This is a genomic window from Pelagirhabdus alkalitolerans, from assembly GCF_900096905.1.
GTDB lineage: Bacteria > Bacillota > Bacilli > Bacillales > Amphibacillaceae > Pelagirhabdus > Pelagirhabdus alkalitolerans.
In genome coordinates this window covers 113,197-131,738 of the sequence record NZ_FMYI01000002.1, presented here as the reverse complement: position 1 = coordinate 131,738, position 18,542 = coordinate 113,197, and the positions used below count along the sequence as shown (strand labels likewise).

General features: G+C 37.6%; 21 protein-coding genes. 2 read left to right on the top strand and 19 right to left on the bottom strand.

From position 1 onward, the window contains the following. Window positions 1-72 precede the first annotated feature (72 nt). Window positions 73-297, top strand: a complete 225-nt coding sequence (locus BLR62_RS02835) for a DUF1128 domain-containing protein (protein WP_090792914.1) — start codon at window positions 73-75, stop codon at window positions 295-297. A 67-nt stretch (window positions 298-364) separates the two neighbouring features. Here BLR62_RS02835 and rnc read toward each other — a convergent pair whose 3' ends face one another. From rnc to BLR62_RS02780, 11 genes are all read right to left on the bottom strand, one after another. Continuing rightward, on the bottom strand, window positions 365-1,054 hold the full coding sequence (gene rnc / locus BLR62_RS02830; RefSeq protein ID WP_090793770.1) for a ribonuclease III: 690 nt from the start codon (window positions 1,052-1,054) through the stop codon (window positions 365-367). 97 nt (window positions 1,055-1,151) lie between these two features. Then, on the bottom strand, window positions 1,152-1,385 hold the full coding sequence (locus tag BLR62_RS02825; protein ID WP_090792911.1) for an acyl carrier protein: 234 nt from the start codon (window positions 1,383-1,385) through the stop codon (window positions 1,152-1,154). A gap of 35 nt (window positions 1,386-1,420) precedes the next feature. Continuing rightward, entirely contained in the window at window positions 1,421-2,158 is a 738-nt protein-coding gene (gene fabG, locus BLR62_RS02820; protein ID WP_090792909.1) for a 3-oxoacyl-[acyl-carrier-protein] reductase, read from the bottom strand. Further along, window positions 2,158-3,096 carry an ACP S-malonyltransferase gene (gene fabD / locus BLR62_RS02815; RefSeq protein ID WP_090792907.1) on the bottom strand — a complete coding sequence of 313 codons (939 nt, stop codon included), beginning with the start codon at window positions 3,094-3,096 and terminating at the stop codon, window positions 2,158-2,160. Before fabD ends, fabG begins: the two co-directional genes overlap by 1 nt. A gap of 1 nt (window position 3,097) precedes the next feature. Further along, window positions 3,098-4,096, bottom strand: a complete 999-nt coding sequence (gene plsX / locus BLR62_RS02810; RefSeq protein ID WP_090792902.1) for a phosphate acyltransferase PlsX — start codon at window positions 4,094-4,096, stop codon at window positions 3,098-3,100. A 20-nt stretch (window positions 4,097-4,116) separates the two neighbouring features. Beyond that, the gene (gene fapR / locus BLR62_RS02805) at window positions 4,117-4,674 is read right to left on the bottom strand and encodes a transcription factor FapR (RefSeq protein ID WP_090792900.1); all 558 of its coding nucleotides are present in this window, start codon (window positions 4,672-4,674) and stop codon (window positions 4,117-4,119) included. Window positions 4,675-4,771: 97 nt separating this feature from the next. Further along, window positions 4,772-6,865 carry an ATP-dependent DNA helicase RecG gene (gene recG, locus BLR62_RS02800; RefSeq protein WP_281241144.1) on the bottom strand — a complete coding sequence of 698 codons (2,094 nt, stop codon included), beginning with the start codon at window positions 6,863-6,865 and terminating at the stop codon, window positions 4,772-4,774. Then, window positions 6,825-7,697 (bottom strand): L-serine ammonia-lyase, iron-sulfur-dependent, subunit alpha, encoded by an 873-nt coding sequence (sdaAA, locus tag BLR62_RS02795; RefSeq protein ID WP_090792895.1) that lies wholly within the window; start codon window positions 7,695-7,697, stop codon window positions 6,825-6,827. The genes recG and sdaAA overlap by 41 nt, the downstream gene beginning before the upstream one ends. Window positions 7,698-7,727: 30 nt before the next feature. Further along, window positions 7,728-8,390, bottom strand: coding sequence for an L-serine ammonia-lyase, iron-sulfur-dependent subunit beta (sdaAB, locus tag BLR62_RS02790; RefSeq protein ID WP_090792892.1), 663 nt, complete (start codon window positions 8,388-8,390; stop codon window positions 7,728-7,730). A gap of 83 nt (window positions 8,391-8,473) precedes the next feature. After that, the gene (locus BLR62_RS02785) at window positions 8,474-10,135 is read right to left on the bottom strand and encodes a DAK2 domain-containing protein (RefSeq protein WP_090792890.1); all 1,662 of its coding nucleotides are present in this window, start codon (window positions 10,133-10,135) and stop codon (window positions 8,474-8,476) included. 51 nt (window positions 10,136-10,186) lie between these two features. Continuing rightward, window positions 10,187-10,549, bottom strand: coding sequence for an Asp23/Gls24 family envelope stress response protein (locus BLR62_RS02780; protein WP_090792887.1), 363 nt, complete (start codon window positions 10,547-10,549; stop codon window positions 10,187-10,189). Between the two features lie 319 nt (window positions 10,550-10,868). On the opposite strand from BLR62_RS02780, the gene rpmB reads away from it, so the two are divergent. Beyond that, window positions 10,869-11,057, top strand: a complete 189-nt coding sequence (gene rpmB, locus BLR62_RS02775; protein ID WP_090792885.1) for a 50S ribosomal protein L28 — start codon at window positions 10,869-10,871, stop codon at window positions 11,055-11,057. 46 nt (window positions 11,058-11,103) lie between these two features. Here rpmB and spoVM read toward each other — a convergent pair whose 3' ends face one another. The 8 genes from spoVM to fmt are packed head-to-tail and all read right to left on the bottom strand — an operon-like array spanning window position 11,104 to window position 18,530. Next, the gene (gene spoVM, locus BLR62_RS12705) at window positions 11,104-11,178 is read right to left on the bottom strand and encodes a stage V sporulation protein SpoVM (protein WP_425438861.1); all 75 of its coding nucleotides are present in this window, start codon (window positions 11,176-11,178) and stop codon (window positions 11,104-11,106) included. A 27-nt stretch (window positions 11,179-11,205) separates the two neighbouring features. Then, window positions 11,206-11,850 carry a thiamine diphosphokinase gene (locus BLR62_RS02765; protein WP_090792880.1) on the bottom strand — a complete coding sequence of 215 codons (645 nt, stop codon included), beginning with the start codon at window positions 11,848-11,850 and terminating at the stop codon, window positions 11,206-11,208. Window positions 11,851-11,852: 2 nt separating this feature from the next. After that, window positions 11,853-12,512, bottom strand: a complete 660-nt coding sequence (rpe, locus tag BLR62_RS02760) for a ribulose-phosphate 3-epimerase (protein WP_090792877.1) — start codon at window positions 12,510-12,512, stop codon at window positions 11,853-11,855. 3 nt (window positions 12,513-12,515) lie between these two features. Beyond that, a complete protein-coding gene (gene rsgA, locus BLR62_RS02755) occupies window positions 12,516-13,403 on the bottom strand; it encodes a ribosome small subunit-dependent GTPase A (protein WP_090792873.1) in 888 nt (295 codons plus the stop codon). Between the two features lie 3 nt (window positions 13,404-13,406). Continuing rightward, window positions 13,407-15,452, bottom strand: a complete 2,046-nt coding sequence (gene pknB / locus BLR62_RS02750) for a Stk1 family PASTA domain-containing Ser/Thr kinase (protein ID WP_090792870.1) — start codon at window positions 15,450-15,452, stop codon at window positions 13,407-13,409. Continuing rightward, window positions 15,446-16,204, bottom strand: coding sequence for a Stp1/IreP family PP2C-type Ser/Thr phosphatase (locus BLR62_RS02745; protein WP_090792867.1), 759 nt, complete (start codon window positions 16,202-16,204; stop codon window positions 15,446-15,448). Before BLR62_RS02745 ends, pknB begins: the two co-directional genes overlap by 7 nt. Before the next feature lie 24 nt (window positions 16,205-16,228). Beyond that, on the bottom strand, window positions 16,229-17,590 hold the full coding sequence (rsmB, locus tag BLR62_RS02740; protein WP_090792864.1) for a 16S rRNA (cytosine(967)-C(5))-methyltransferase RsmB: 1,362 nt from the start codon (window positions 17,588-17,590) through the stop codon (window positions 16,229-16,231). A 1-nt stretch (window position 17,591) separates the two neighbouring features. Further along, window positions 17,592-18,530 (bottom strand): methionyl-tRNA formyltransferase, encoded by a 939-nt coding sequence (fmt, locus tag BLR62_RS02735; protein WP_090792862.1) that lies wholly within the window; start codon window positions 18,528-18,530, stop codon window positions 17,592-17,594. Between the last annotated feature and the right edge of the window lie 12 nt (window positions 18,531-18,542).

Here is an 18,542-nt window from a genome sequence, read left to right as displayed (position 1 = left end):
ATATTTCAACCTATTTATTTTATCATAAAGAAGAACAGGTTAGAAGGATTGATGAAAAGGGGGATTGAATTCATGAATTTAAATAAAGCCACAGAAGAAAATTTAGCTTATGTATTAAAGGGAATACAAACAAAACTAGGGGTTGTAAATGAATCGTTATTTGACCCTGAGGATTATAGTATAGACAAATACGATGATTTACTATTTTTATATAATCATATTGCTTCTCAAAGTCATTTAAGTCCATCAGAGACGACGGCTTTCATAGACGAGTTAGCAAACAGCAGAAAGAAATAACATAGTAACCGTTGGCTTGTTCTTACGAATTTATTTATTGATTCATAAAAATAAGCCAACGTTTAATTTAGTACAGTTTCTTTGCCTGATCGAGCGCCTTTTTAGCAGCTCTTTGCTCCGCTTCTTTTTTCGTTCGACCTCTTCCTTCGCCTGCTACTTCATGATTAACACTTACATTTGCTACAAATTCACGATCATGAGCAGGTCCATTCTCGGCTACAATCTCGTAATCAATCTCCGCGTACTTATTTTGTTGAATAACTTCTTGCAACTGACTTTTATAATCCATAGCATGAGAAAAAGCGCCTTCTTCTACTTTCGGATAAACATGCTCAGTTAAAAACGATAGAACGCTGTCAAAACCTTGATCAAGATATAAAGCCCCTATAAATGCTTCAAAAACATCAGCTAACAACGCCGGTCTTTTTCTTCCTCCAGTACGTTCTTCGCCCTTTCCCAGTAAAACATAACGATCAAAATAAAGGTCAGTTGCAAAACCGACTAATGCTGGTTCACATACAATTGAAGCGCGTAGTTTCGTCAGTTCACCTTCTGCTTTATTTGGATACGTTTTATATAAGTATTGTGAAATGCCTAGTTCTAAAACAGCATCACCTAAAAACTCTAATCGTTCATTATCTTGATAATGGCTGTTCTTATGTTCATTCACGTACGAAGAGTGAATAAAGGCTTGGATTAACAACGATTCATCGTTAAAATGAATGTTCAACGCATCTTGTAATGGCTTAAAATTTATCACACGAACACCTCCTTTTCGATTACTTTTTATCTTATCTTTTCTGCATTCAAAATGCAAAGGTCTCGTAAAAATTTACGAGACCTTTTTTCTATCATTAAGCTTGGCTGTTTATGTAATCAACAGCGTCACCTACCGTTTGAATTTTTTCTGCTTCTTCATCAGCAATTTCCATATCAAACTCATCTTCTAATTCCATAACAAGTTCTACAACATCTAATGAATCCGCTTCTAAATCATCTTTAAAAGATGCTTCTTTTGTCACCTTATCTTCTTCAACATCAAGACGGTCAATTACAATCTTCTTTACGCGATCAAATGTTTCTGCCATCTTCATTCACCCCCTTTCAATTAAGTGGTTTTATCTTACATCACCATTCCACCATCAACTTGTATAACTTGACCTGTTAAATAATTCGCATCATCTGATGCTAAAAATGAAACTGTTTTCGCTACATCTTCAGCACTTCCTAGACGATTTAAAGGTATTGATTCAAGTAATGATGACTTAAGTTTTTCATCCAGTGCATCCGTCATATCCGTTACAATAAACCCTGGTGCAACGGCATTAACATTTATATTCCTTGGTGCCAATTCTTTTGCAGCTGTTTTGGTCATCCCTATAACACCTGATTTTGATGCAACATAATTAATTTGACCTGGATTACCACCAAGACCGACAACCGAGCTCATATTAATGATTTTGCCTGAGCGTTGTTTCATCATTTGTCTTGTTACAGCTTTCATACAAACAAATACACCTTTTAAGTTTGTATCAATCACTTCATCAAACTCCTCAGTCTTCATTCGCATCATTAAATTATCACGCGTAATTCCAGCATTATTAACTAAGCAGTCTAATGAACCAAACGTTTTTACCACTTGCTTAACCATATCTCCTACAGCAGATTCGTCTGAAACATTTGCACCAATTGCTATTGCTTCTTGACCGATTGCTTCAATTTCTTTAACAACTGCCTCTGCTCGTTCTTTATTACCGGCATAATTGACTGCCACATCGTAACCTTTTTTGGCTAGATCAATTGCAATTGCAGCTCCTATGCCTCTTGAAGCACCTGTAACTAGCGCGACTTTTGTTGACATTAATCATCGCCTCCTTTATACCATTCAATAAATGCCTCTAGCGATTCAGGATCTTGAATAGAGAATGTCTTAAACCGTCGATCAATCTTTTTAACCAAACCTGTTAACACCTTTCCACTCCCAACTTCAACAATTGCATCAAGATCCTCAGCGAGAAGCTTCCGAACAATCTCTTCAAACAGTACAGGTGAATAAAGCTGCTCTACAAGTAATTGCTTAATCTGATCGTTTTTTTCAACTTTATTTGCCGTCACATTTGCATAAACTGGAATTTGCGCATCACTAAATTCAATATCATCGAGTAACCTTGAAAAATCAAGCGCCGCTGTTTTCATTAACGATGAATGAAATGGCCCACTAACATTTAGCGGCAGTACACGTTTTGCACCTTTTTCTTTCAACAGATCAACACTTTTTTCAATCCCGATTGTTGTACCAGAAATAACAATTTGACCCGGACAGTTTAGGTTCGCTACCTCAACTGTTTCATCAAGTGTGGTGAGAACATCTTCAATTTCTTGACGACTCAATCCGAGGACAGCCGCCATTTTCCCTTGTCCCTTCGGGTAAGCTTCTTCCATCAGTTGTCCACGTTTATGCACCAATTTCGTTGCTTCTTCAACACTTAACACACCCGAAGAAACTAAAGCACTATATTCACCTAAACTATGACCAGCGACAACAGAAGGTGTGACACCTCGTTTTTTTAACTCCTGATCAATCATGACACTTGTTAGAAGCAGCGCCGGTTGAGCATATTTTGTTTCTGTTAATGTTTCTTCCGGTCCATTAACCATTAATTCAGATAATGAAAATCCAAGCGCTTGATCTGCATCATCAAAAATTTGGTGAAGACTTGAATCTAAAGTTAAAAACGCCTCGTGCATACCCACTTTTTGTGAACCTTGTCCTGGAAAGATAAAGGCTACTTTTTTCATACTAATCCTCCTGCTGCGTATCATTTGAAATAGTTGTTAGGATGGTCTGAGTGACATCTTGATCAACCATATTAACCGTTTGTTTAATCGCGCTATAGATCGCTCTCGCATTTGAAGAACCGTGTGCTTTGATGACAGGTGCTTGTAATCCGAATAATGCTGCACCGCCATACTCAGCGTAGTCTAATTGGTTTTTTAAGCCTTTTAAATCTTTTTTGAGCACGGCCGCGGCCAACTTAGACTTTAGAGAGGACATAAAGACACGTTTAATCATTGAAAACATGGTCATAGCTGTTCCTTCTACTGTTTTTAGAGCAATATTACCACTAAAACCGTCCGTCACAACAACATCGCAAGTGCCTTGTAATAAATCACGCGCTTCAACATTCCCGACAAAGTTAATCGGTGCTTCACTCATTAAATCAAATGCTTGTTTCGTTAAGTCAGTTCCTTTTCCACTTTCTGTTCCTACGTTTAAAAGGCCGACCTTAGGATTTTTAATGCCTCGCACTTTCTCACTATAGATCGATCCCATGATCCCGTACTGCATTAAATGCTTAGGTTTAGCTTCCACGTTCGCACCTACATCCAATAACACAAAACCCTTCTGATCAACAGTAGGCAATGTTGGACTTAGAGCAGGTCTTTCAATACCCTTAATTCGACCCACTTGAAAGAGGCCAGCACTCATTAATGCGCCTGTGTTACCGGCTGAAATACAAGCATCTGCTCGCTTTTCTTTAACTTCTTTTGCCATCAATACGAGGGATGCATCTTTTTTCTTGCGAACAGCACGGACGGGTTCTTCATCACCAGAGATCGTGGTTGTCGTATGTATAACATCAATACGTTGGTCCCCTTCTAATAAGGGATTGATTTTTTCTTGATCCCCAACTAACGTAATGTCTAAATTTTCGATCTGATCAAGGGCTAAAAGTGATCCCTTAACGACAGCATCTGGAGCATTGTCTCCACCCATCGCATCAAGTACAATTCTCATCCTTTATTCCCCCTTTAATATTATGTTGACCGGTACATTGTAAATTCACCTGAGAAAACAAGCTCTTGTTCCACAAAACTATCGACTGTCACTAACGTTCGATGATAAATCTCCTCTGGATTAACGGTCGCTTTTGCAATAACACGTTCCCCTTGTTTAACTTGTCGTGTAAATTTAATTTCAGCTTTTTCTGTTAAAGCTAATTCATCATCAATCACAGCAACAGCCAGAGAATTGGCTTGGGCGAACAAGTGGTGACCACGTGCAATGTCATTACGAGAAAAAACATGGTCACCTGTTATATCCAATATAGAAATAGCACGTTTATCCAACTCTAAATCAATAATCTCACCAATCACATCATCAATCGGTAGTGCTTTAACGGTTTCGTTCCATTGATCTGTCGCCACTGATTTAATCCGTTCTCTAAGTTCAGGAATCGATAACTCCATACGATCCAAACGAATCGTCTGAATGCTTACTGAAAAAGCATTTGCCAATGCTTCATCCGTTATAAAAGGTGTTTCTTCTATTTTTTGTTTTAATTGTTCTTGCCTTTTTCTTTTAGGTAATTTCATACTGGCACCACCTATGGTTGTCAAACTTTTTATTTAATCTTATGACTAGGTACTAATAGTAATATATCTAAAATATTAACGTTTTGCAACCCTAAAATTAATCAAATCCTTTTAATTGCTCTTTTAATGTTTTGTTTATGAAATGATTTAGATATCGGTACTCTAAGTCTTCTGTTAATAAATCACTTGATATAATATCAACAGCATCTTGTCGTGCTGTTTCTAACGTTCGATAATCAATTGCAGGATCTGCCAACTGAAAATCAGGTAGGCCGCTTTGTTTTTTACCAAAAAAATCACCTGGCCCCCTTAGCTTTAAATCTTCCTCCGCTAAAATAAAACCATCAGATGTTTCAGTCATTATTTGCATTCGCCTTTTACCCACTTCACCTTTAGGGTCTGCAATTAAAATACAATAGCTTTGAGCATCGCCTCTACCCACACGTCCTCTTAGTTGGTGAAGTTGTGACAAACCAAATCGTTCAGCATCATAAATCACCATAACCGTAGCATTCGGGACGTTTACACCTACTTCAACGACAGTCGTTGCTACTAAAACATTTAATTGATTTTCGGCAAATTGATGCATCATTTCTTCTTTTTCTTGATTTGTTAATCGACCGTGCAGTAAACCAATTGACGTTGAATCAGGCATTTCTATCTCTAAATGCTGATACAAATCAACAGCATTTTGAATATCTAATTTGTCTGATTCTTCAATTAGAGGTGCTATAACATAGGCTTGATGATTATGTTGTACTTCTTTTTCAATAAATTTTAAAATTCTCGGTAATACGGATTCTTTAACCCAATACGTCTCAACCGGTTTACGTCCTTGTGGCATTTGATTGATAATAGACATATCCATATCGCCATAGCTCGTAATCGCAAGCGTCCTTGGTATCGGCGTTGCCGTCATAAACAAAACATCTGGGTCCATTGCTTTTTCTCTTAATACTTTTCTCTGATTAACACCGAAACGGTGTTGTTCATCAACAATAACGAGCCCTAAATCAGAAAAATGAACATCATTTTGTATTAAAGCATGTGTCCCAACAACGAGGTCAATTTCACCATTCTGAATACGCTCCAGGATTTGTTTTCTTTTTTTTCCTTTAACCGAGCCAGTTAATAACGCAATATTCACTAAATCACCGAATAGATTATCAAATGATTGGGCATGTTGTTCAGCCAAAATTTCAGTTGGAACCATGATCGCACCTTGCTTTTGTACAGTGATGACACTGTACAAGGCAATAGCTGCAACAGCTGTCTTACCCGATCCAACATCACCTTGAAGCAGTCTGTGCATACGATGTTTAGAAATTAAGTCTGAACGTATTTCTCCCCACGCCTTTTTTTGTGCATCTGTTAAATGAAACGGGAGGTTTTCAATAAATGCATTTACTTTTTCTGAATTTATTTGTTTAGCATGTCCTGCTGATTGCGTTTTATGGTACTGTCTCATAGTCTGCATTTTTAACTGATACATTAATAATTCTTCATATATCAAACGCCTTTTAGCTTGTTTTAACTGCTTGACATCACTCGGAAAGTGAATCGCTAAAAGTGCAGATTTTCGGTCCAATAATTTATATCTTTCTTTATAAAAGCTAGGAATGGTTTCTTCAAATGTATCTCCAAATTGTTTAAATGCTTGACTGACAAGTTTTTTAAAGCTGCCAGACCCAATCACTTGTCTTAATAAATAAACAGGCTGTATAGATGGTTCATCCTCAGTTTTTCCGACTTTATAATGTGAGGCTGTTATTTGTTGCCGATGTTGATCCCATTTTCCTGTTACTGTCACAGTTTGGTTAGGAATCAATTGCTTTTTAGCAAAAGCTCGATTAAACATAACAACTTTAACAACAACATCTTCAACTTGGATGGGAACCGTCAATCGGTTTTTTTTCTTTCCGAAAAAAGTAACAACAGCCTCAGCTAGAACAACGCCTTCTAACGTGGCATTCTGGTCATGAACCAACTCACGAATGTTTAACACCTCAAAATGTTCATAGCGAGATGGGAAAGTGTTAATGAGGTCATCAACGGTTTTAATACCTAATTCACTTATGTTTTCAGCCATTTTAGGACCAACACCTGAAATTTCTGTTACTGCCCTCTCCATCATCCAATCACACTTTCTACTAGTTTTGGTTAAATAATTCTCTTTCGATCCGTCTTCCAGTTGGGGTTTGGGCTAAACCACCCTCCGCTGTTTCTTTATGTGCACTTGGCATTTGTTTACCTATTCGATACATCGCACCAATCACTTCATCAGTCGGTATTTTACTTTTTATACCACTTAAAGCCATGTCCGCACTGACAATCGCATTAGAAGCACCCGCTGCATTTCGTTTAACACATGGCACTTCTACTAAACCAGCAACAGGATCACAAACTAATCCTAGCATGTTTTTTAAAGTGATGCTAAACGCATGAGCACTCTGTTCTGGAGTTCCCTTAGCCATCTCAACAACGGCTGCTGATGCCATCGCAGCTGCTGAACCAACTTCAGCTTGACACCCACCTGCTGCACCAGAAACAAATGCATTATTACTCACCACAAAACCGAAAGCACCAGCTGTAAATAAGAATCGCAACATCTCTTCACGGGTCGGATTTAATTGTTCTTTAACCGCAAACAATGCGCCAGGGACACAACCGGCACTCCCAGCAGTCGGGGTTGCACATACGACACCCATAGCTGCGTTCACCTCATTGGTGGCTACCGCTTTACTAACAGCATCTAATAATACATTACCCGAAAGAGGCGTTTGTGTTCTCATATAATTTTGTAACAATACAGCATCTCCACCCGTTAAACCAGAGTGAGACTTCACACCATTTAATCCTTCCTCAACAGCATCTTCCATCACCTTCAGATGCTGATCCATACGATCCATAACTGACTGACGATCTAATTCGTAAACATCCATTTCTTGACGAATCATCACTTCAGAGATTGAGATTTCTTCTTTTTCTGTTATCTCGATAAGTTCCTTTACTGTTCTGAACATATGCTTCCCTCCAACTTATCTTTCTTTTATTTAATCCATAACTTTTGCAAGTCGAAGAATATGCTTGGCACTTCTTAATTCTTGCTCCACGTGTTCTTCAATGGTTTGATCCACTTCTATGGTCATCAGTGCTTCTTCACCAACATCTTTTCGATTCACTTCCATACGTCCAATATTAATTTCATGTTTGGCTAATATCTCCGTGACAGATGCAATCGCACCGAACCGATCATTATGCATAATTAATATAGCAGGATGGTTCCCAGATAAATTTAGTTGGAAGCCATTTAATTCTTGTATTTCTATTTTACCACCACCAACAGACACACCGACCACTTCCATTTCACTCTGATTATCATTTAATACGATTCGAACCGTATTAGGGTGATCAATAGCTGTATTTTCTTCTACAAACGAAAATGAAATTCCTTTATTTTTTGCGTGATTAAAAGCAGATTTAATTCGATCATCATCTGGGGCATAGCCTAAAACACCCGCGAGTAATGCCAGATCGGTTCCGTGACCTTTATACGTTTTAGCAAACGAGCCATATAAATGAAATTGAACGGTTTCAACTGGCTTACCGAATAAATCTAAGGCAGCACGCCCAATCTTCACTGCACCTGCAGTATGTGAACTTGAAGGGCCAACCATAACAGGCCCGATCACATCAAACACCGATTTAAATTTCATGATCTATTCCCCCTTTTTATTTAAGATACAATCAAAAAGTGTTTCGAAGTTTAGACTCCGAAACACTTTTTGTAACTATACATTTATTCTACAGAAAATATATAAGAATAGATCGGTTGATTTCCTAAATGAACTTCAACCTCAATATCAGGATAGCTTGATTCAAGGAAGTTTACTAACGATTCTGTATCATCGTCAGTTGCATCTTCACCTTGAAGAATCGTTATGATTTCATCATCCTCGTCGACCAACTCTTGAAGTAGTGTTTTCGTTGCTTCAAGTTGATCTTTGTTCGATGCTTTAACCTTTCCATCAGCAAGTCCCATAAAATTATCTTTTTCAATCGTTAGACCATCAATTTGAGTATCTCTTACAGCATATGTTATTTGACCAGTCTTAACATGTTTAGAACTGTCAGTCATGCTTGCTTTATTATCTTCTAGTGATGCTTCTGGATTGTATGCGAGTAATGCACTCATACCTTGTGGAATCGTCTTCGTCGCTACAACAACTACATCATCATCACTAATTTTAGCTGCTTGTTCAGCTGCCATAATAATATTTTTATTATTTGGTAAAATGATTACACGCTCGGCATGTGCTTCTGCAATCGCATCTGATAAATCCTTCGTACTTGGATTCATTGTTTGACCGCCTTTTATGACGACATTTGCACCTAAACTTCTAAACAACTCATCAATGCCATCACCCATACCTACAGCTACAATACCATATTGCGATTTAGGTTTAGCTTCTTCTTTTTTTGTGTCATTAACAATTTCAGAGTGTTGTTCACGCATGTTCTCAACTTTCAATTGGACAAAACTCCCAAATCGTTGCGCTAGGTTCATCGCTTCACCTGGATACTCAACATGCACGTGCACACGTACAAAATCATCATCCGATACAACAAGTAAAGAATCTCCCAATTGACCAAGTTCTTCACGGAATTTTTCTTCATCATATGGATTTTCTTTTAACTTCTCATCTTCAAATTTAACCATGAATTCTGTACAATAACCAAACTCAATATCTTCTGTACTCATATAATCTTGATGACTCTTATGATGTTCAGCATTGACTAAATCATTCATTTCAACCGTTTCTGTTAACACTTCAGGTAATGGCTCACCTTTTAGTAATGAAAGAAATGCCTCATAAATAACAACGAGTCCTTGACCACCACTATCTACAACACCAACTTCTTTTAGTACAGGCAATAATTCCGGTGTGTGTTCAAGCGACTTTTTAGAAGCACGGACAACACCTTCCATAAATTCAACGATATCATCGGTTTCATCTGCTAATTCACTAGCTCTTTCAGCTGTATCTTTTGCTACAGTTAGAATCGTACCTTCTACCGGTTTAATAACTGCCTTGTAAGCTGTATTCACACCACTCTTTAAAGCGAGTGCCATAGATCTTGTTGTTAAATGTGTATCTGTTTCGATGCCTTTTGAGAAACCTCTAAATAATTGTGATAATATAACACCTGAGTTTCCTCTTGCTCCCATTAACAAACCCTTAGCAAAAGCATCAGCAACCTCTTTAACATTACCATCTTTAACTTTTTTAACTTCCTCTGCACCTGAAGTCATGGATAAATTCATGTTTGTCCCTGTATCACCATCTGGAACAGGAAATACATTCAGTGCGTCAATCATATCTGCATTATTAGATAGGTGATTAGCACCTAGTAGAATCATTTCCGCTAGTTTTTCACCTTCTATTTTTTTTAATACCACTACAACTTCCTCCCTTTTCAATCGGTAAGGCCTTATCTCTTACACCTTAAGTTATTCTGGTTGCACGCGCACACCTTGAATATAAATATTAACTGCTTTAATCGGTAATCCTAATGTTTTATCCAAGTTGTATTTAACTTGAGACTGGACATTGTGAGCAATTTCAGAAATTTTCGTTCCATAACTTACGATAATGTACATATCAATCGTGATCTCATCTTCCTCTTGGTTAACAACGACACCTCTTGAGAAATTTTCTTTTCTTAAAATTTCAGCTATACCATCTTTTAATTGGTTTTTTGATGCCATTCCAATAATACCGTAACATTCAATCGCAGCACCACCGGCTACAGTTGAAATAACGTCATTTGTTATGGTTACTTTTCCGTCTTTTGTCGTTAATTCAATAGACATACATATAAACCTCCTTAGGTTAAACATGTTTATTTTATCATTTATACTTCCATTACTGCTTATCTTAACATGAATCGCCATTACACATTTTACAACACTTTTTTTAATTAGAAAAGGTTAAATCGGGAATTTGTACCGAAATCAACCGCCTCAATTAACCTTTAAGTACTTTTACCATGCATTATAACACTATGTCTGTCAAGTGAATATTCTTTAATACTTGTGCCCTAAACTTGCCAACAAACAATTGCAATAAAAATCTTTTTATGATAAATTTGATAAGTATGAAATGAGATAGTTGTAATTGGGAGGGATTAATATGAGTCGAAAATGTGTCGTAACTGGACGCCAAACAAAAGCTGGAAATAATCGTTCACACGCTATGAATGCCAATAAACGTAAATGGAAAGCAAACGTTCAAAAAGTACGTATTATGGTAGATGGTAAGCCGAAGCGTGTTTACGTATCTGCTCGCGCATTAAAATCTGGAAAAGTTGAACGAGTTTAATTTATTTATAACAAAAGAGCACCGATTTAAAATCGGTGCTCTTTTGTTATTTTTTATGGTCGGTAAACAATTTAATAATACCACTAAACACCTTCGGTAATTTAATCGTGTAAAAACGCATGACGTTTGCCTCCCTCACAATCATTAGCTAATCACGACTTCTAATAACTAATAATATGCCTTCATCAAATGAAAAATACCCTTCTCTGTAAGATAATTCATTCGATAAAGTTAATGAGGATGATCTTTTTATATCTGTCTTTTCGAGTGGATAACGAAAATTAGTTAAGCTTAGACCTCTAACTCTCTCCGTTAGCGATAAAAATGAAATATACGTGTAGGCTGCATCTTTAGCCAACACATAGTCACCAGATGTGTATAATGATATTTTATTCTTGCGATCAATCATCGTAACAGGAAAAGAATAATCTTTTAACGTCTCCATTAAAAAAATAGCACTTAATTCATGATCAAGCCTTCCACCAGTTAGACCGAACAGTGACAAAGAAGTAGCGCGTAAATCAATTGCTTTTTCGATTGCCATTTCAACATCTGTTGCGTCTTTTTCAGGTGGGAAATCCATAAAGTTTGTGGCATATTTTTTTAAGGCTTCTTTATCTTCATCGTTAATAGAATCAAAATCACCGATGGCAACGTCGACTGGTATACCAAGATCCATTAAGTATTTAGCCCCCTGATCACAACCGATCCATATATCGATCGAATCAAGGTAGGATTTCATATTCGGTAAAGCTTCTAATGGACCTCCTGCAACAATCCCGATCCGTTTCATACCTAACCTTCTTCTGCCGCACTTTTTATAGTTTTTAGTGCCTCTTTTCGATTTGGTTGATTGAATATCGCATTACCCGCCACAAATACATCTACACCTGCTTGTGCGCATTCTTTTGCTGTAATCGCATTAATTCCACCATCAACTTCAAACTCAACATCAAGATTGTCTTTCTTTCTCCACTCATCGGCTTGTTTAACTTTCTCAAGCACTTCCGGTATAAAACTTTGACCACCAAATCCTGGATTAACCGTCATAAACAGTAATAAATCTAGTTCATGTAGGATTGGTTTGACCATCTCAACTGGTGTTGCTGGATTAATAACAGCACCTGCTTTTTTTCCTTTTGCTTTAATCTCCATAATCGTTCGGTGCAAATGATCGCATGCTTCTACATGAACAGAAATAATATCAGCACCCGCATCTATAAATGCATCGATATAACGGTCTGGTTCCTCAATCATCAAATGAACATCTAAAGGTAGGTCCGTCACAGGACGGATCGCTTTTACGACTAAAGGTCCAATTGTAATATTCGGCACGAAATGACCATCCATGACATCAACATGAATATAATCAGCACCTGCTTTTTCAACATCTTTTATCTCAGATTCTAAATTTGCAAAATCTGCAGATAAAATAGATGGAGCAATTTTCTTCATAATCTAGTACCTCGGCTTTCTTGATTTAATTTCATGATAGAATTCTATATAATGTTTGTAACGTTCTTCTGATAATTCACCCTGCTCGATTCCTTGTTTAATCGCACATTTAGGTTCAGACACATGCATACACTCTCTAAATTTACAGTCACCTTTTCTTTCTTCAAACTCTACAAAACAATCTTTCAATTCAACAAGGTCAATCATATCAAAATCTAAAGAACTAAATCCCGGGGTATCTGCAACGTAACCCCCTGATACATGAACAAGTTCAACATGTCGTGTCGTATGCTTTCCTCTTCCCAAACGATTTGAAATTTCGGCTGTTTCAATATTCAAACTAGGATCAAGTGCATTTAAAAAGGATGACTTCCCAACACCAGATTGCCCTGCAATAACAGATAAGCGTTGGTTGAGTATAGTTTTAAACTGATCGGCTTCGAGTTTCCAGTGCTGTGATAAATACCTTACATCATAACCAATTTCCTCATAGATAGAGGTTTTCTTATTTAGTGTTTCCTCTTCTTCATCACTTAAAAGATCCATCTTTGTCACTAAAATAACAGGCTTAATATGGTGATATTCAGCCAATACTAAAAAACGATCCAATAATACCGTACTAAAATCAGGTTCTTTAGCCGATACCGTGATCAACGCTTGATCAATATTAGAAACAGGCGGACGAACAAGGGAATTTTTTCTTGGTAACAATTGGGTTACATAACCATCTGTTATATTCTCCGCTTCAAATACTACATAATCACCCACAAGTGGAGTTTCTTTGCTTTTTCGAAACTTCCCTCTAGCACGACATTGATATAAAATTTGATCGTCATTACTTAATACGTAATAAAAACCACTTAAAGCTTTCATAATCTGACCTTCTGGCATGGATCAGTCTCCTTCCACATCATCATATGAGATCGTCTTCTGAATAACGACTTCATCATCTCTCTCAACTTTATAAGTTGCCGTCGTATTCGGCGCAATCGTCAACCGAATAGTAAACTCAGTATCTTCTGTTATCGTATCGGTCTCATATAATTCATTCAAATCATGATTCATATCACTGATATAGATACGAACATCTTGTCTTGGTGTTTGTGTCGTATTTTCAGTCTCTTGTTCATCTTCTTCATCAGAATCTTCAGCCGTCTCATCACCCGTATAAGGGACAGTAAACGTCACATTTTCTGTTACAGGCGGTTGTTCTTCTTCACCTAACGAAATAGTTAAATTAACAACAGATCCAACTTCTACTTCCGAATCTGCACTTGGTGATTGACTAATCACACGCCCTTCATCCACAGAATCGGAATATTCCTCAGATACATCAATAACTAAATCATTTTCCGATAAATATTCTCTCGCACTTGATTCAGTCATTCCTTCTAAATCATCGAGTTCCACAGTGCGTTTTCCAATACTCACTTCAAATATGGCCGTTGTCTCACCAGGCACAACTTCTTCGCCTGCTTCAGGTTCAGAGTGCGCAATGATTTGACCTTCTGGTTCATCAGAATAACGATCAATGCGTTGTACATCTTGATAGCCTTGTTGTAGTAATAAACGTTCAACTTGGCTGTATGATTGACCCGTATAATCTGAAAAACTCTCAGTTTCTTCACCTAAACTCACATATAAGGTGACAGTTGATCCTTCTTTTACACTGGCACCAGCTTCTGGATCAGTTTCTGCAATGATATCTTGCTCGTATTCATCAGTGAACACTTCTTCTCTTTCCACTTCAAACCCTAATTCAACTAATTGCTCTTCGCCATCCTCAAATGACTCACCTACAACGTCGGGCATATCGATATCATCAGGTTGTAAAAGGTTAGGTAAAAGGAAAAGTGCCACTGCACTACCGATCAAAAATAATAAGAAAATCGACAATAACCAAAGTGTCCATTTCTTCTTTTTCGATACTTTCTTTTTAGAATTTTCTTCGTTTTTCTCAGATTTTGTATCGACAGGTTTTGTCCCTTGAGTAACTGATTTTGTATGTTGTAACGTCTCATCTTTTTCTGAGAGTTGTGCGTCATCTGTAATAATAGGAACTTGCTTTGTTTTTTCACCAGGTTCCTCAGGTTGGATAAACTTCTCTTCATTTATGCGTTCATGATTCAGAGATGTCACAAGATCTGTTTGAAATGCTAAAACATCTGCGTATCGATGAAGCGGGTCTTTCGTCGTCGCTTTTAACACGACATTTTCTAAACTTTGAGGAATTTCTGGATGCCACCTCCGAATAGAAGGCGTCTCATGCTGTAAATGCTTTAAAGCTATGGACACAGCTGATTCACCTGAAAAAGGCAGTCTTCCTGTTAACAACTCAAACAAAACGATCCCTAAAGAATAGATGTCGGATTTTTCCGTTGCAACACCGCCTCTTGCTTGCTCAGGCGAAAGATAATGCACGGAACCAAGTACAGAATTTGTCTGAGTTAAAGAGGTTGCACTTAAAGCTAATGCAATTCCAAAATCGGTCACTTTAACATCTTTATGTTCATCTATTAAAATATTTTGAGGTTTTATATCGCGATGAATAAGACTATTGGCATGAGCGTGCTCAATTGCAGCAGCCACTTGTTCCATAATGAAGACACTTTCTTCAACACTAATCGGACCATTCAATTGAATATATTCTTTTAACGTCATACCCTCAATATGTTCCATGACCATATAGTAAATGTCATTTTCATCCCCTACATCATAAATACTTACAATGTTCGGATGTGATAAACTCGTTGCTGATTGTGCCTCACGATAAAAACGTGAAATGAATTCTTCATCATTAGCATATTCCATTCTAAGCGCTTTAATCGCAACTTCACGTTCTAAAATCGTATCAAAGCCTAAATAAACATTAGCCATCCCACCGCCACCAATTAAGCGTTTCACTTGATAACGATCACTAAGTAATTGATTTTCTAGCAAGTCGATTCACCTGCTTTTAAATCGTCATTCTCCAAAATGGCTACTGTTATATTATCTTCTCCACCATTTACGTTAGCCTCTTCAACGAGTTGATTCGCGATTGTTTCTAACGATTGCTCTAAAGACAAATACTGCTTTAAATGATCATCATCAATTTTATTCGTTAGGCCATCTGTACATATTAGGATACGATCCTTGTTTGACCATTCTTTTGAGTATACATCTGGTGTGATGGACGAATCAGTGCCTAGCGCTTGTGTTAATACATTTTTTTGTGGATGAATTTCTGCATCTGCTTTCGTGATTTGCCCTGAACGTACCAATTCATTAACTAAGGAGTGGTCATCCGTTATTTGGTGTAACGCATCCGCCTGATAAAGGTAACAACGACTATCACCAATATGAGCAATCACAAACGTGTCTGAAAATGAAATAACAGCTATCGTTGTTGTTCCCATGCCCAAACATTCAGGATTTGTTCGTGAATAGTCATAAACAGTGTGATTGGCTTGTTGAATATGATGCGTTAGCCATGACTCCGCCTCTTCTTGTGATTGAATACGTTCAGATGACGCCCATGCATCTTTAAAGTACGTGATGACCATCTCACTCGCAACATCACCCGCTTTATGTCCACCCATTCCATCAGCAACGACTGTCAAAAGCTGCTCATAGTCATTTTCAAAAACACCAACTGAATCTTCATTATGAGGACGAACTCTTCCTCGATCTGTAACAAAAAAATGTTTCATATACTTACTCACCTCTTTAGTATTCTACTCATGAGACGACGGCTCTTTATATCTTAAGCGAGTCATGAAAAAACCATCTGTCTGATGATCATCAGGAAAAATTTGCAACCCAAATGGTGTCACACCTTCACCCTCTTTCAGAAAGTCCGGCAACTCATCAAAGAAGGTTGGATCCACTTCTAACGCTTGGTGGCTCGTTAAAAACTCTGCGATGACGACATCGTTTTCAGTAGGGTCAATTGTACATGTGCTATATACTATTTTGCCGTCTTGTTTCAAAAGTGGGGCGATATTTTGTAATAGCTCAAATTGAATTTGGGCTAACTGTATCACATCGTCTTCACTCTTTGTATATTTAATATCAGGTTTACTTCTGATGACACCAAAGCCAGAACACGGTGCATCAATTAAGATACGATCAAATGTATAGCGATCATGCACAGTATCTAACTGCCTTGCATCCATCCCTTTAGCACGTAAATTGATTAATCCTAATTGCTCAGCTTTTTCATTGACTAAATTTGCTTTTTTCTTATGCAAATCATACGCATACACATGACCAGAGTTATTTAACTTCTCAGCAATGTGGGTTGCTTTACCACCAGGGGCACTACATGCATCTAGTATTGTTTGATCCATATTTACATCTAACATTTCACTTACTAACATGGAGCTTTGATCTTGGATCGTCACAAAGCCTTCTTTAAATAGTGGATGAGATAAAATTGACCCCTCTTTTATAACAATGCCTTGATTAGAAAATGTTGAGGCAACCACATTCAAACCATCTTGACTCAGGCGATTGATGACGTCATCTCGTGTTGATTTCATTGGATTAATACGAATACTCATTGGCTTTGTTTCTAAATTGCTGAAACAAATTGCTTTTGCCTTCTCAAAACCATATGCATCAGCCCATCTTTCCACTAACCAGTATGGGTGACTTGTCTCGATCGCAACTTGTTCAATCGGGTCTTCAATCGTTTCAAACGATGGAAAACCTTCTCTTTGCGCTGATCTTAAAACGCCATTGACAAACTTCACAATACCAGAATGAGACCTGTTTTTGGAGATTTCGACTGCCTCATTGATAATGGCATAGTCCGGTACTTTATCTAAATAATACATTTGGTAAAATGACATATACAGTAACCAACGCACCCATTTATCTAATTTCTTTTTCTTCACAAACGAATTCAAGAAAAATTCTAACGTTAATTTGTGTTGTAACGTGCCGTATACAATTTCTGTTAGTAACCTACGATCATGTTCAGCAAATGATTCTTTTTTGATCGTTTGGTCGATCATTAAGTGGCTGAATGCGCCACTATCTCCAACACGCTCTAATAATTCCAACGCCTTCGTTCTTAATAAAAAATTACTCATATCATTCTCCTAACTGAGTCCCTACTTCTAATAGTTGCCCGCTTCCATTTAAATAATCTTTAACGTCTGTTCGTTTCTTGCCCGCTAGTTGAATCTCCTTCAGCGCGATTGTATCACGTCCCTGGCAACTGACGAGGATCTGATCTCGGTTATGTCCAACGATTTTACCTGGTGCTTCTGAGGACGTTTGATCAGTTTTTTCAACCCACCAGACCTTCATATTCTTCCCATTAACCGTCGTACTTGCTACAGGCCATGGATGAAGACCTCTTACATGATCATAAATAGCTGAAGCCGATTGATTCCAATCAATTTGTTCTTGTTCTCGCTTTATATTCGGCGCATAAGTCGCTTCATCATCATTTTGTTGAATCGGTGAGATTGACCCTTCAAATAGTTTTGGAATGGTATCCAGCAACAAGTTCGAACCGATTTCAGATAATTTATCATGTAATGTTCCTACATGATCGGTTTCTTCAATCTCCAACACTTCTTGAGATAACATATCACCCGCATCTAATGCTTCAACCATATACATAATCGTGATGCCTGTTTTTTCTTTTCCTTTCAGTAAAGCGTAATGAATCGGAGCGCCTCCTCTAAATTCAGGTAATAAAGAGGCATGAACATTAATGCATCCGTACTCCGGTATATCAAGTAAACCTTTTGGAAGAATTTGACCAAAAGCAGCGGTTACAATTAAATCCGGATCAATTTCCTTTATCGGATCGTAATCATCCTTGATTTTCTCTGGTTGAAAGACACGAATCCCCTGTTTCAAGGCTTCTTCTTTAACAGGTGGAGGTGTCATGACTTTCTTTCTTCCTTTTGGACGATCTGGTTGTGTCACGACTAATGGTATATGATAACCTTCCTCAATTAACGAACGTAAAACTGGAACAGCAAAATCAGGCGTTCCCATAAAAACAATAGATTTCATATAGAATTGATA

Excerpts from the sequence above, each read along its gene's own strand:
- BLR62_RS02835 (WP_090792914.1), top strand. The coding sequence starts at position 73 with ATGAATTTAAATAAAGCCACAGAAGAAAATTTAGCTTATGTATTAAAG.
- BLR62_RS02825 (WP_090792911.1), bottom strand. The coding sequence starts at position 1,385 with ATGGCAGAAACATTTGATCGCGTAAAGAAGATTGTAATTGACCGTCTT.
- fabG (WP_090792909.1), bottom strand. The coding sequence starts at position 2,158 with ATGTCAACAAAAGTCGCGCTAGTTACAGGTGCTTCAAGAGGCATAGGA.
- fabD (WP_090792907.1), bottom strand. The coding sequence starts at position 3,096 with ATGAAAAAAGTAGCCTTTATCTTTCCAGGACAAGGTTCACAAAAAGTG.
- plsX (WP_090792902.1), bottom strand. The coding sequence starts at position 4,096 with ATGAGAATTGTACTTGATGCGATGGGTGGAGACAATGCTCCAGATGCT.
- fapR (WP_090792900.1), bottom strand. The coding sequence starts at position 4,674 with ATGAAATTACCTAAAAGAAAAAGGCAAGAACAATTAAAACAAAAAATA.
- sdaAA (WP_090792895.1), bottom strand. The coding sequence starts at position 7,697 with ATGTTCAGAACAGTAAAGGAACTTATCGAGATAACAGAAAAAGAAGAA.
- sdaAB (WP_090792892.1), bottom strand. The coding sequence starts at position 8,390 with ATGAAATTTAAATCGGTGTTTGATGTGATCGGGCCTGTTATGGTTGGC.
- BLR62_RS02780 (WP_090792887.1), bottom strand. The coding sequence starts at position 10,549 with ATGTCTATTGAATTAACGACAAAAGACGGAAAAGTAACCATAACAAAT.
- rpmB (WP_090792885.1), top strand. The coding sequence starts at position 10,869 with ATGAGTCGAAAATGTGTCGTAACTGGACGCCAAACAAAAGCTGGAAAT.
- BLR62_RS02765 (WP_090792880.1), bottom strand. The coding sequence starts at position 11,850 with ATGAAACGGATCGGGATTGTTGCAGGAGGTCCATTAGAAGCTTTACCG.
- rpe (WP_090792877.1), bottom strand. The coding sequence starts at position 12,512 with ATGAAGAAAATTGCTCCATCTATTTTATCTGCAGATTTTGCAAATTTA.
- rsgA (WP_090792873.1), bottom strand. The coding sequence starts at position 13,403 with ATGCCAGAAGGTCAGATTATGAAAGCTTTAAGTGGTTTTTATTACGTA.
- BLR62_RS02745 (WP_090792867.1), bottom strand. The coding sequence starts at position 16,204 with ATGAAACATTTTTTTGTTACAGATCGAGGAAGAGTTCGTCCTCATAAT.
- rsmB (WP_090792864.1), bottom strand. The coding sequence starts at position 17,590 with ATGAGTAATTTTTTATTAAGAACGAAGGCGTTGGAATTATTAGAGCGT.
- fmt (WP_090792862.1), bottom strand. The coding sequence starts at position 18,530 with ATGAAATCTATTGTTTTTATGGGAACGCCTGATTTTGCTGTTCCAGTT.